At 42.7% G+C, this 13514-nt stretch carries 11 protein-coding genes and 1 pseudogene; 5 read left to right on the top strand and 7 right to left on the bottom strand.

Annotation, left to right across the window (positions count from 1 at the left end; genetic code table 11):
- Nucleotides 1-104 precede the first annotated feature (104 nt).
- The 3 genes from RIC07_RS35750 to RIC07_RS35740 form a co-directional block, all read right to left on the bottom strand.
- Nucleotides 105-1211 carry a glycosyltransferase family 61 protein gene (locus RIC07_RS35750; RefSeq protein ID WP_446398652.1) on the bottom strand — a complete coding sequence of 369 codons (1107 nt, stop codon included), beginning with the start codon at nucleotides 1209-1211 and terminating at the stop codon, nucleotides 105-107.
- A 96-nt stretch (nucleotides 1212-1307) separates the two neighbouring features.
- Nucleotides 1308-3683, bottom strand: a complete 2376-nt coding sequence (locus tag RIC07_RS35745) for a WD40/YVTN/BNR-like repeat-containing protein (RefSeq protein ID WP_446398651.1) — start codon at nucleotides 3681-3683, stop codon at nucleotides 1308-1310.
- Nucleotides 3684-4098: 415 nt separating this feature from the next.
- Nucleotides 4099-6078, bottom strand: coding sequence for an AAA-like domain-containing protein (locus RIC07_RS35740; protein WP_446398650.1), 1980 nt, complete (start codon nucleotides 6076-6078; stop codon nucleotides 4099-4101).
- A 312-nt stretch (nucleotides 6079-6390) separates the two neighbouring features.
- On the opposite strand from RIC07_RS35740, the gene RIC07_RS35735 reads away from it, so the two are divergent.
- Nucleotides 6391-6738 (top strand): hypothetical protein, encoded by a 348-nt coding sequence (locus RIC07_RS35735; RefSeq protein WP_446398649.1) that lies wholly within the window; start codon nucleotides 6391-6393, stop codon nucleotides 6736-6738.
- A 367-nt stretch (nucleotides 6739-7105) separates the two neighbouring features.
- Here the strand turns inward: RIC07_RS35735 and RIC07_RS35730 are convergent, their stop codons facing one another.
- A complete protein-coding gene (locus RIC07_RS35730) occupies nucleotides 7106-7468 on the bottom strand; it encodes a lipopolysaccharide assembly protein LapA domain-containing protein (RefSeq protein ID WP_446375853.1) in 363 nt (120 codons plus the stop codon).
- 92 nt (nucleotides 7469-7560) lie between these two features.
- Between RIC07_RS35730 and RIC07_RS35725 the strand changes: the two genes are divergently transcribed.
- Nucleotides 7561-8265 (top strand): PRC-barrel domain-containing protein, encoded by a 705-nt coding sequence (locus tag RIC07_RS35725; protein ID WP_446398648.1) that lies wholly within the window; start codon nucleotides 7561-7563, stop codon nucleotides 8263-8265.
- A gap of 178 nt (nucleotides 8266-8443) precedes the next feature.
- Here the strand turns inward: RIC07_RS35725 and RIC07_RS35720 are convergent, their stop codons facing one another.
- From RIC07_RS35720 to RIC07_RS35710, 3 genes and pseudogenes are all read right to left on the bottom strand, one after another.
- Nucleotides 8444-9574, bottom strand: a complete 1131-nt coding sequence (locus RIC07_RS35720; RefSeq protein ID WP_446398647.1) for a CapA family protein — start codon at nucleotides 9572-9574, stop codon at nucleotides 8444-8446.
- A 141-nt stretch (nucleotides 9575-9715) separates the two neighbouring features.
- A pseudogene (locus RIC07_RS35715) lies at nucleotides 9716-9808 on the bottom strand (RRXRR domain-containing protein); the annotation flags it as partial.
- A 245-nt stretch (nucleotides 9809-10053) separates the two neighbouring features.
- A complete protein-coding gene (locus RIC07_RS35710; RefSeq protein WP_446398646.1) occupies nucleotides 10054-10947 on the bottom strand; it encodes a LysM peptidoglycan-binding domain-containing M23 family metallopeptidase in 894 nt (297 codons plus the stop codon).
- Nucleotides 10948-11431: 484 nt separating this feature from the next.
- On the opposite strand from RIC07_RS35710, the gene RIC07_RS35705 reads away from it, so the two are divergent.
- From RIC07_RS35705 to RIC07_RS35695, 3 genes are all read left to right on the top strand, one after another.
- A complete protein-coding gene (locus RIC07_RS35705; protein WP_446398645.1) occupies nucleotides 11432-12466 on the top strand; it encodes a hypothetical protein in 1035 nt (344 codons plus the stop codon).
- 24 nt (nucleotides 12467-12490) lie between these two features.
- Entirely contained in the window at nucleotides 12491-12778 is a 288-nt protein-coding gene (locus RIC07_RS35700) for a CAAD domain-containing protein (protein WP_446398644.1), read from the top strand.
- A gap of 216 nt (nucleotides 12779-12994) precedes the next feature.
- Nucleotides 12995-13381, top strand: a complete 387-nt coding sequence (locus tag RIC07_RS35695; RefSeq protein WP_446398643.1) for a DUF2358 domain-containing protein — start codon at nucleotides 12995-12997, stop codon at nucleotides 13379-13381.
- Nucleotides 13382-13514 lie beyond the last annotated feature (133 nt).

Raw genomic sequence — 13514 nt, 5'->3', positions numbered from 1 at the left:
ATTTACAAATAAAGCATTACAATAAGTTAAGAGAAATTGCCCCTTGTTATTCGAGTGATGCAAATCATAGAATCCACAAAATTCATTTGCATAGGTTTAAGCTATTATTCAAAGCTATTTAACATTGATTCAATCTCTGAAACATTGACCTGGAAGTTTGCATCTCTACTCTCTTCTTCACCGCACCAGTATCGATAGCTATGACCCAGTGCTTTTGATAGATAATAGTAATGTGGTAATACAAACTGTGTTGGAAACAACTCTAATAGTTTAATTGCACTTGAAAAAATGATATTAGATAAGCCTGCTCCATGGGCAGCTATAACATAGTCAGCATCATAAAAGGTTTCTATTTGTTCTTCAATTGACATCCTTTCCAGATTATATTTTTGGAACCCATGATTTTTCAAAACATGAAAAAGATCATCTTCATTTAAAATACAGCGTAATTTCCCTTTTTTTGTTTCTCCTCTAGAAATAAAAATGCGATTTTTTTTCCGCCTTGAACGTTGGAGAATAACTTTATCCAAAAAATACTTTAGGTATACTTTTGGTAAATAACCAGCACAGGGTTGACTCATAAAACTGGGAAATATAACCTCTTCACAGGAATAAAGTTGATGAGGATTAACTACGACAGGTTTTACATTATTAGGACAGCATTTATCTATAAAGAATCTTTCAGCTTTGGTCAGTTCATTAGAAAAGAGGAGTTTAATTTCAGGGATTTTACTATACTCGGGTTGAGCGAGCAAGTACAGCCGGGGAATATTATCAATTAATGTGTGATAGTAGCTATTATTAGTTGATCTAAATATACTACAAAATCCAGGTATTTTTTTAACTTTTTTAAAAAATAAATGAGAAAGACTAAATTGTTTTGGATCTTTAAAAAAATCTGTATTAATGGAATCTGATATTACTTTCCGTGAATTAGTCAGAATAATGTTGTATTTAGGAGAGTAGATTACATTCCTGAGAGTAACTGAGTAGATAGGTGGAAGAGAGTACGTTTCCTTTTGCAGGTATTCAGCTCTCCAGTGAAAAGGAGTATGTTTTACTTCTGACGTAGTAATGGTTTCAGGAGAAACTGGATGACTTTTCTGAAGATTACTGTAGAACTCATCAATCGTTCCTATCCGCACTAAAATTTTACGCAAATATGGGTTGTCTATATACTGCAAGAAACTCCTCAAGATTTTTTTTAGCATCTTTATTACTGCCAATTAAGATAGTCGGTTTTGCTGATGGTATTTACAAGAACATTAGCGACGATTAAATGGAGACAGGATTAAGGGATACTTTTCCTAAGTATATAGTACAAGTAACACTGCCAGAAATACAACAAATGCACCACCGCTTTTAATTTGCCATTTATGCAAGGGTAATTTTTTTTCTAAGCCTAAATATCCGAGCAATAAGTAACTTGGCAAAGCTAACACTAGAGCAGCAATAAATCCCAGGAAAGGATAGATGTGGAAAACCAAATTTACAACTTTTAAAGAAGTAACAAAATTATCGATTTGGCTTTCAGATCTGGGAACTGAAATTATTTGCCATGTTTGACCTCCATCTGTTGATTTCAACACATCTGCTCCAGCCGTACCAAACCCATAAATAGTGTTATCAGTTGCGTAGGATGGAGAAAATTTGATCGGAACTGATGAAGTGGATATGGTGAGTAGAGGTGACAATGAATGGTTTTGCTCGATCAGAGCATCAATCTGACTAAATGTTTCCCCACCATTAACAGTTTTAAAGACTCCTTTTCCTCGAATAGTAACCAGGAAGGTTTGATCGTTTTTAAAGTTGGGTGAAAAAGCTATTGCTTCTACATAGCCGTTACCGCCGTAAGCAGAACCGACTATTTTTTCCCACGTTGTTCCTGCATCTTTAGTTTTGAAGAGACCTTTATCACTCCCGGCTATAACCGTTTGATCAGCCTGATAATTCGGGGAAATCGCTAACTGTGACCACGTTTTATCTCCTAACTCAGGACTATCCGTTGTTAATTCCCAAGTAGCCCCCCCATCAACGGTTTGGTAAATCCCGTCAGGACTTGATGCATAAAGAGTTTGATCCGATGAAAAATTGGGAGAAATTACCAAAGCATTTAGGGCATGATCTATCTTACCTGCGACCGAAAAGTTTTTACCTCCGTTCGTTGATTTGTAAATAAGTCCGCCATATTTAGTAGCTAAATAAACTGTTTTATCTTTAACAAAATCCGCTGAAATAGCCATAGTCATTCCCCTCGTTGAATAGCCAGATACTGTTTTTATAGGAATTAAATCCCAATTGTTTCCTCCATCTGTAGACTTTAAAACTTTATAAGCCAAAACAGCAAATAGAGTTTTGTCATTACGATAATTGGGAGAAAACATAATTTCGTAAAAACGGGGGACTTCTATGAAAATTGGGTTGGCTAAATCTTTTTTGTAACGAGGAATAGTTAAACCTTTGTTAATTGGACGCCAGCTATTTCCTTGATCGTTGCTGATATACGCCTCCTTATTGTAAGCCGCGATAGCAATTGTCGAATCATTCTGATAATCTGGTGATACGTCTAAGGCGATAATCGTTCGAGGAGACAATGTTTCTAGCTCTTGCCAAACCCGACCCCCATCTGTCGATTTAAACAGCCCATTAAATCCCGCCAAAAATACTGTTTTATCTTCAGTAAAATTTGGCGAAATTCTCAAATAACTGAAATGATCTCTATCCTCAAAACTTGGTGAATCGGCTTGAACATCTTTAGTCAGACTTTGACTGTATTTCTCCCAAGTTTTTCCCCCATTTTTCGAGCGAAAAATTCCTTGATTTCCGGCGGAAGCTAATAAAGTCAAATTATTTTGACTATCCGATACAACAGCTATATCCTTAATCAAGGGATCTGAAAGTCCTTGATTGACGTTTAAAAAAGACTGACCCTGATCCACCGTTTTGTAAATTCCCGCTTTTTCCGTTCCTACAAAAAAAGTAAGGTCTGAAGAAAAATTAGGAGAAAATGCGATAGCAGTTACTGCACCACTTTGGCGGAAATTAGCAAGTTGCTGCCAAGATTCGCCTCCATCGCTAGACAAGTTAAGTTTTCCTTGATTATTACCGATAATAACTTTATTTTTATTTTCCGGCAAAAAAGCGATCGCCGTAATTTTATCGTTCTCTATCACTTTCTGCCAATCTTCACCACCGTTATTAGTTTTATAGAGTCCTTTTTGACTACCAGTAGCTAAGACAACGTCAGCATCGTGAGGAGATATAGAAATTAAGTCAATATCTAAGCTATCCAATCCCTTGTTAGTTTTTATCCAGGACTCTCCGGCATCGTCTGATTTGTAAATCCCATCTCCAAATGATGATAAAAAGAGAGTTTTATTAGTTTGAGCATAGGTGGATAACGCCGCTAAGTTATTAATATTATCCAAACCTCTCACGATTCTCTTCCAGCTCTGACCCCCATCGGTTGATTTCAAATAGATGCCTCTGACTATAATGTACAAGGCTTCATCTTGGTCATAGGTGGGAGATAATTCTACCTGATAAATATCATCGTGTGGAGTATGAGCTAATGCCGCTTGAACATTCCCGAAGCAGAAAATAAAACTGAGCAATAACAAGTAACAAATACTTTTAACAATAGCTAAAACCTTATTTATGTTCTTTTTTTCAGAGACTTCCATAGTATAAAAAATCCTAATAAACTATTAATAAAGACAACCACGCGTTTATCGGCGGAGACAAGGGAAGGGTACGTCTCGACTTGCTGATCGACCGGAGATTACTCACTGATTGCAGCAGGTTGCTACCCTAAATTGTTCTGACTATCATAAAGGATATGACAAGATTGGATAAAATTATACACCAAATGTAAATAATTGCTAACAATAAGTGGGATAGGTAAGTATCGCAGGCTACCTGGGTTGCTGGAGGAAAGAATTGGCAAAGGTTTTGGCTTACTGAAGTTGACCCGGCTGTTCACCAACCCGCCCCAACAAATCTGCCTGTTGCGGTTTTTCGTCCGCTTGAATTTTATCGGCTTCCTCCAGGGATGTCTAGACCCATCCTGGAAAAACCAGGGTGCAGCCAATTCCTGGCTTATGAACTCCTGAGCCGATCGCGAAAATAGTGGCGATACATCTGACATAACGGCGTGACAGCGTTTCCCTGAAACTTCACCAGTCCCATACTGCGTAATTTAAACGCAGCGGCGGCTTTAATTTCAACAGGCTGATTCGCCGCCACAACTTGCTGAATCGCTGCCACCAATTCGGCATTTTCTTCTAAATTTAATAAATGGCGACGTAAATGGTCATAGAAGGGTCCTTCTTCTGTTGGTGCAACTTGTAGCAGTTTTTCCACTGTCATCTTCCCGCGAGCAATTTGATAAAGTGCGACTCGCACCAGATAGGGATGTCCTCCAGTCATACTCATCAGTTCCTCCACCTGGTTGGGTTGCCAATCTAGAGAATGGCGCTGGACTAAATCCCAGACTTGTACCGGATTCATTTCTGGGAGTTCAATCGGTATGCCAACATTAAAAGGGGATTGATTAATATTCAGTGGAATATAAACTTCTTTAGAATGGACAAACACCAATCGCAGGCGCTGCCAAATTGCCTGGTTCTTCCCCTGTTCATGCCATGCTCGCAACAGTCCAAAAAAGTCTGTGGCGATGTCTGGATATTGGAAGATTTGATCCACTTCATCTAATCCCAATACTAAAGGACGAGTGGTTTGGGATAATAAATAGCGTTGAAAATAATCGGTACATTTATTCTTACTGCCTAAAATTCCTCGCCAATAGGTGTCTAAGCGATCGTCTAAGCCTAAATTCCAGCTCACACTGGCACAAAACCATTGTAAAAATTGATCTAAACTGGTGAGAAACTCTGCATCAGCCGATTGAAAATTCAGGCAAACGGTGCGATAGCCTTGCTGACTGGCATAGTTGAGAATCCGTGAGAGTAATGAACTTTTACCCATTTGTCGCGGCGCTTTTACCCGAATTAAAGCACCGGGTTTGAGAATAGCATCATAACAGTCTGATTCTACGGGAGGACGCTCGACGTAAAAGCTAGAATTCAAACTTACCTGTCCTTCGGGTTCATCTAGCGTTTGAGGTGAGGAAAGGGGTAATGTGGGGGTTTGGTGATCAGTGATGGGTGATTGAGGATGAGTGGTGGGGACAACCAGGGTTTGCGGATGAGTGATGGGTTCATCGCCTTGGGTATCTTGGCGGAATTGGTCTAGGGCTTGCAAGGCTTCGCTAGCGTCTCGATATCGCTGTCGATAGTCATAGCGCACCATCTTATCTAGAATAGCGGCTAAACCGGGATGAATCGTCATGCGATCGCGCAGTAAGGTGCAAGAAAATTCTCCATACTGATCACGAGGGAGTCTCTGAGAGGTTTGCTTACTGGTGGGACTGAATCCGGTTAAGGCTTGCAACACCACCATTCCCACCGCGTAGATGTCGCTACTAAAATAAGGTTGACCCGCTTGTTGTTCACTGGGCATATAACCGGGAGAACCCACGGCTACGGTGATACTGGTTGCGCCATAAAGGTTAGAGGCGGGCGTACTCACAGCTTTGACCACACCAAAATCAATCAACACAACTTTGCGATCGCGGCGGCGGCGAATCAAGTTGGCGGGTTTAATGTCGCGGTGAATCACCTGCTGTTGGTGAACAAAGGCTAAGACCTGTAAGATATCGTTAAGCAGTGCGATCGCTTCTGATTCAGTGATTTTTTGACCCAGAGCAAATTCTTGGTTCAGGGGTTGACCCTCGACAAACTCCTGCACCAAGTAAAACTCCTCATCTTGCTCAAAGTGCGCCAGCAATCGGGGGATTTGGTCGTGGGTTCCCAAGCGATACAGGGTTTGCGCCTCCCGTTCAAATAAGCGTTTTGCCGTTTCCAAGGCTTGCGGCTGGTTTAGCTGAGGTTTGAGTTGCTTAACCACACACCAGGGATTCCCCGGTAAATGGCTATCTCTAGCCAGAAACGTTTGACCGAAACCGCCACCGCCTAAGTATTTGATGATTTGATAGTGACCCGCCAGGAGTATGTTCATTTTAGTTATTGGTCATTCGTCATTTGTCATTTGTCATTTGTCATTTGTCATCAGCGGCGATGTTTGATAGCACCATCACTTGAATCGTTAAGGTTTTGCTGCTCATTGACTCTTTCAGTTGTTGCTAAACTACCGAATTTGTTCTGGTTTTGATTAGCACTCAATGGCATAGAGTGCTAATTTTACGACTTACTTTAACTTACCCTCGACCGTTAAATAAAATTTTCATAAAACTGTTCACGATGATAATCTAGAATCAATTTATTTGATTAAACTTGGGGATAACGCTTGTAAATATAGAGGCTAAATTCCATGAACTATACATTTGATATCCTTGGCGTTTCGCCTATCCTGGACTTTTTTAATCATCAACAGCGGATCGGTGAAAAAGTAACTCCCCCAGGCGTTGAATATTTGGGAACCTATCAATGTACCTTGGATGCCTTCTTAGAATCGGTTGAAACCGTTCCCACTCAGAAGGGATGGAATATGGATAGAGCGGTGGACACCGTGATTCAATTCTGGATGAATCACCCGGATCGGATTCGCTATTGGAAAGATCGTCTAGAGGATGCTGGGAACGCCAGTGTACTGGTGTCACGAATCGCCGATATGCCATCGCTTAAAGCCCAGTTTAACTCGCTGTTCAAGGAAAAGTAAAAGGCACAAGAGACTTATACCGCGATCGCATCACCTATTCTCTGTCTGACTTTTCACGCCATCTAGAAAAATCGATACCCTAGCCCCCTTCCCTTTTAGATCCCCCTCTTCCCTTTTGATCCCCCTTCCGTCCCCCTTGTAGATCCCCCTCCCGTCCCCCTTCAAAAGGGGGAAGCCAGCGAATGCTTCGCTTTTTTCTATGCGGGGGAGACCAGATGTTGCTTCGCTTTTTTTGCACGGAAGGGGGAGAATTCAAAGCCTCTCTCCTTGTAGGAGAGAGGTTTGGAGAGAGGTTTTCCAGATCCCGACCAATTTATTGGATTTGACGCTATGCCAGTAACATTCGCCAGCAAAGTCCATAAATAGCCTATGCATTTACATCCCGATCAGTTGATTCAGAAGAATCCAGATTAAACTTTAAACTATTTTCCAGATATTCAATCCGTTTTTGCTGATTCGCCAGTTGCTGAGTTTGCTCATTTAATTCTTTCTCTAAGTCTTTGTTGTGTCGCTTCTGATGAGCAAGTTTCCAATTTTGCCGCATCAGGGATGGTACTGATACCAATAATCCCACCACAACGCCAACCCCTAGCGTTAAGACGAGAACTAACGCCAAAGATATCTCGACTCGCCAAATCACTAAAGTAACGGCGATAGGCACAGCATTTTGCAATGCAAAAATAATTGCTAAGATGGCGATAACAACCGCTAAAATTAAAAATAATCGCATCCGTTGTCAGCTAAAATTTAAATACACAACACAAAGCACTTGATCGAACAGCAAGTCACATTGTCTCAAGAATAGCCCAAGCGAGGTGTCTGATGTCCGCAAAAGCCGAAGTTCTCAAGCAAAGCGAACTCCTAAACCGATTAGTCTTAAATCGTCATACCGCTGAAGAAGTCGGTCGAGTGACACAGCTATGGCTTGATTTGCAAGCCCACCGCGTAGTTGGGTTAACCTGCAAATCCGGCTTTCTCGGCGGCAAAAAACACCACTTTACCTGGGAACAAGTCAATACTATTGGCAGCGATAGCATTCTTGTCAACAGCCTTAAGGAAGAAACCGCTTCGGAAACCACTGAACCCCTCGAGTCTCGCATTGGTGTAGAAGTCTGGACAGATGCTGGAAACAAAGTCGGCAAACTGGTTGATTATATAATTGAACCCGAAACCGGAGCCGTCGTGAATTACTTATATTCCTCCAGTGGTTGGCAAGGAATCATTGACGGGATTTATACCCTTGCACCCGCTGCCGTTTCTAGTGTGGGGAAAAAGCGAATTATTGTGCTAGAGGCGGCAGTAAAAAACAGTGAGAAATATACCGAAGGCGTCCATGAACGCATGAGTCAAGCCGCAGAATTTATTCGCAATGACTACAAGAAAACCCTTCAGCATGTAGAATCCCTAAAACAAGGTGTTCCCCAAGTTACAGATAATCTCACCGACCAAGCCAAAGCCGCTGGTGATAAACTCAAAGAACGATTCTCTGAAGGGAAAGATTCGAGTCAAAAAAAGGATGAAGAATGAAATAGTTTTGACCCTTCACGACCTTCGAGGAAACCTGGCGCGTGAGTTTTTTAATTTGTAGGGGCGGGTTTCACTATAATCCTTTGTGTTTGACCATGATGTAACTAAACCCGCCCTTTCCAAGTCGAATAATTATTTGACCAATGACCAATGACCAATGACCAATGACCAATGACAATTACTGGGGAATAATTTTACCCGTTGAATCAATCTGTAAAGGAGTATTAGGAAAATCACTCTGAGTAAGCTGGCGCATCAGCCGAATCGTGCGCCCTTGGGAATCCGGATAAGGAATCCCCTGATGATTTAACATAATTGGAATGATTTGACCCGAAACCAAATCACCCTGGTTATCCAACTCTACCTCCAATACCAAAGAATACGCCAATTGAGCTTGAGTCGAGAGAGTCCGATACCCCATAAAATTGCCCAAAGAATAGGCAATTAACTTTCCCTTATACAGTTCTAAGGCTCTCGGAACATGAGGTCCATGTCCGAGAATTAAATCAGCGCCGTGGTCAATCATCGTCTGGGAAAACTTAACCAAATTGCCGCGATTTTCGCCAAAAAAATACTCCGTTTGATTGCGAACGTGCATCGCCCCAGTGCCTTCCGCCCCTGCATGAACGGAAATAATCACGATATGGGCATTTTGACTGGCTTCTTCCACTAATGCTATAGCGGCAGGCAAATCATTCAACGAATTGTGATAATTAAAATAACTAAAACCAATCCAGGCAATCCATAGATCATTGATGTTAGCATATAAAATTTGATTCTTTTCGCCTAATGCTTTAACTCCAGCCTGTTCCAAATTATTAATAGTATCTGCAAATCCTTGACGTGAGAAATCATAAGAATGGTTGTTGGCAACGCTCATAATATCAAAGCCCACCTCTTTTAACAAAGAGGCATAATCAGGCGGCGTGCGAAAGGCGATAATTAATCCCCCTATCGACTTAGCAGAATAGGGATAATTCGTTAAAGTACTCTCATAATTACCAAATAATAAATCAGCACCTTGCAGGCTGGGTTGAACGGCTTGAAAAAGAACCGCTTTATTGGGATGCAGTTTATTCTGAGGATAATTTGTACCCGGAATAATATCACCCACGGCTTTAATCTGAACCGTCACATTCGGCGGCGGGGGTTCTGTGGGGATATCCGATTGAGGTTGAATGATCGGTTCCGGTGGGGGTTCAGGATAGCTTTGGACAACACCATAACCCATACCGCACAAGAAGCTGACTGTACCCACCGACAGTAATAAGGCTCCACTGCACCGCAATGGTATGATAAATTTCGTCATTTGTCATATCATGTCCTTCTCGCCAGTTATTAGTCCCTTTGATCTTGTTAAGTATTCAACCGGACATGATATCACGCATCATCCATCATTCATCATTGAGCGGTCTTGCCGTCAACGTGTTCGCTATCCCTCCCCACATATGAGTTGAACGTAATAGATGCCCAAGTCCGACCACTTCCCAACTGCTTTGCCTTCTTTGACCCATCGTCTAGCCCTAGATGGTTTAGTGGGCATTAGTGGCTTTCCTTCTTTGCTAACTACACCGAACACGATTCATAGAGATAATCCACTCGTGTAAAATGTTTGCGTCTCTTAAGGCATTGGTAAGGGTGTGTCCTGGATTTAGAGGGTGTTCAGAGATTCCTGAACCTACATTTAAGCCAAGCTAGAGAAGCGCTCTTGTTGTGATTATCCCTTATCAACTCATGCCCTATTCATGTACAGACCGTCCATGGAAGGTCTCTACTGGCAGGTTATCTCTACCAATCCCCGTCCTCACGAAGTAGGGCGGGGTTCATGAAATGTAACTCTGGGTCTTGCGCTACCCAACCCGCAGGCGCATTGAAGCGAACTTCAAAATGCAAATGAGGTTGGTCAATGTCCGGACTTCCTGTAGTACCCACCGCCCCTAAGGGTGTTCCCGGTTTGATCCGTTGACCCGTTCTCACCGAAAGACGACTTAAATGAGCATACCGGGTTTGGCGTCCACCTTGGTGATTAATCACGACTAAATTACCATAGGTTCCCTGTTGACCCGCAAAGGCAACTGTACCCGAATCCACCGCTAAGACCGTGGTTCCAGGGTCTGCCAATAGATCAATACCACTGTGAAACTGAGTTTGTCCATCGCCATTTTGATGCCAACCGTAATTAAACCCCATGGGCGCTAATGCGGGCAAGGGATAACCAGGAAATCCAGTATAGTTTTCCACAGGCTTGCGATTTGCCAGTACCCAATTCACCCCTGAGACAAAAACAACTCCTGGCGGTTGTAGCGCACAGCCATTGACCTCAAATAAAATATCAGCACGGATACCATACGCCTCCGCTAAGTCTTGCCAGCTAGCCCCCGCCGGAACTTGCACCTGAATTCCATTAAAGGGAGGAATCAGAATCTCTCGACCCACGGGCATGGATTTCCCTGACAAGCTAGGATTGAGTTCTGCTAAGGTTTCTGGGATCAGACTGTATCGTTCAGCAATACTATCTAATGTTTCACCCGGCGCGACTTTGTGTTTCTGCAAGCGCGAAAGGGCAGGTGCTGGACAGCTATTTTCAGACGGTGAGGATGATTGTGCCGTTGCTGGATTGGAGATTGGGGCAATGAGGTAAATCAGGGTGGAAAAGATAGGCAGCCAGCGATAGAACGTCATAGTTGAAAAGTGGGAATGACTAATGGTATGTTATTCCGTTTTTGATTATTCTGGCTATAATGATTTGCAGTAGCAGAACTAATCGATGATAGCGATTCGCGATCGCAATGATTGACAGCTAGGTTTTTCCATTAAGATTTGTGTAAGTAACTTGACACCAGACCTAGGGTTAATCCTAGTGAAGGGACGAAGCTCCCCCTGCTCCCTCTGCTTCCCCTGCTCCTTACCCCCCCACAATACTTATCAGCAGACCCTAAAATAGGTCTAACCATGTAGTATTGGCAACGTTTCGTTTTTCTCTTGAGAAAGCAAGTCAATTTCACTCTCGTTACCCTCTTAAGTTGTTTATTGATCCTTATGTTCGCCATTAATTAAAGGAAACACTATTCTAGACATTAATACTATTCAAATCGCGACCAACCAAGCCGCCCACTATCTCGTTCAGCAGATAAAAGACGATGGCAGGTTTGAGTATCGCCTGAACATGAATCCTGCCGTGAAGGTTAAGGAAAAATATAATATTCTCCGTCATGCTGGCACAATCTACGCCCTAACCCTGTATTATCAGCGACACCCTACTCCCCAGGTACGTTCTGTCTTAGAAAAAGCCAGTCAATATCTGCGAGATCAACCCATTTATCCTCTACCGAATCAGAATAATCTGCTAGCCGTCTGGTCAGAACCCCAGGTAAATCACAGCGGAAATCCTCTCCAAGTCAAGCTAGGAGGTACAGGTCTGGGTTTAGTCGCTTTATTAAGTATGGAGAAAATTCAGCCCGGATTTACCGCCCGCTCAGATTTGCAAAAGTTAGGGCAATTCCTGGTTTATATGCAAAAAGAAGATGGCAGTTTTTACTCAAAATACATCCCCTCTCAGGGAGGGCGTTGGGATCAGTGGCAATCCCTTTATTATCCTGGTGAGGCAGCTTTAGGGCTGGCGATGCTTTATGAACAGGATCAGTCTCAGATTTGGCTCAATGCGGCGGCTAAAGCCTTAGCCTATCTTGCTCACACTCGTGAAGCGCAAACCAACATCCCGGCTGACCATTGGGCGTTACTGGCGACGGCTCAACTACTCTCGCTAACCAATGAGAAAGAATTACCTGTATCGAAAGAATTGTTAATCAACCATGCCATTCAGATTTGCGAAACAATACTAACCGAGCGAATTAGAAATCCTCAGCACCCTAACTATAATGGCGGCTTTTCCAAACAGGGTAAAGTCACTCCCACCGCAACCCGTTTAGAAGGATTGCAAGCGGCTCTGATGTTCCTCCCGGCTAATCAGGAAATACGTCAGCGTATTCAGTCTGCTGTACCGCCTGGTATCAACTTTTTACTCCGCGTTCAGGTTAAAGAGGGAAACTTCCTTGGAGCCTTTCCCAGAGCTGTAAACCAAATCGCCGCAGATACTCCTGATGCAAAAAAGTTTAATCGTCGTGTGACTGAATTACGCATTGATTATGTACAACATGCCTTGAGTGCGCTCATTCAATACTTAGACATTGTAGAAGACTAAGCCTTTCTACAGGGTACATGTCAATTGACGATAGAGACTCTCTCTGATCACCTAAACAACCGAGTTACGAACACCAAGCAAATTTTTATCGCGGTTGCTTGGATTATAGCTGCCCTAACCAGTCTCAAGCTAAGTCTGGCTGTCCTGAATGCGATTAATACGATTCCCTTCTTAGGCTTATTCCTAGAGATAATTGGCATTGCTTATGTAAGTTGGTTTATTTGCCGCTATTTGCTCAGTGCTGCCAACCGTCAAGACTTAGCTTTACAGGTAAACTCTTTCAAGGAACAAATTTTTGGCACGACTCCCTAAATAAATCTTTAGTCAACTTTTAAACTCATTCCACATCAAAGATTCAGTGGGATGAGTTTACTATTATCGGAATTACCTGGATATACATTCAGGGCGCTGGACTCAGATCAAATCCTACCTGTTCCCTGTTCCCTATTCCCTTGTCCTCACGCTTAAGTTGAATTGTGTCCGACTACGTATGGTATCGTTAAAAAAATAACATATCAGCGATAATAAATGACAAATAGAGACATTATTGAAATCCTCAAACAGGACTATCAACGCTTCCCCGTTGACCAAACCTACAGCATCTACGCCAACAATGTCTTTTTCAAAGACCCCCTCAACGAGTTCCGGGGACTTGATCGCTACAAACAAATGCTGGGATTTATCCAAACCTGGTTCATCAATCCCCAACTTGACCTGCACGACATTTCCCAATCCGGCGATACCATCAAAACGCGCTGGACTTTAAGCTGGACTACACCCCTCCCCTGGAAACCGCGAATTTCTATACCCGGTTGGAGCGAATTACGTCTAAATGCAGATGGACTAATTTCTTCCCATATCGATTATTGGGATATCCCCCGCTTGGATGTTCTCAAGCAACTGTTTCGGTCATGAACCCCATGCCTAAAGGCAGGGGCTTGTAGACTGCCCGACTCTTCGAGCGGGATACAAGCCACAACATGACCAGCCTCAGACTTTCGAGGTCTACGTTTTCAAGGTCACGATACCTACAAATGCGTCGCTAGTT

Source organism: Coleofasciculus sp. E1-EBD-02 (genome assembly GCF_040218245.1).
In the GTDB taxonomy this organism is placed as follows: Bacteria; Cyanobacteriota; Cyanobacteriia; order Cyanobacteriales; family Coleofasciculaceae; genus Coleofasciculus.
The sequence above is the reverse complement of the archived record's forward strand: the minus strand, read 5'-3'. Positions and strand labels throughout refer to the sequence as shown.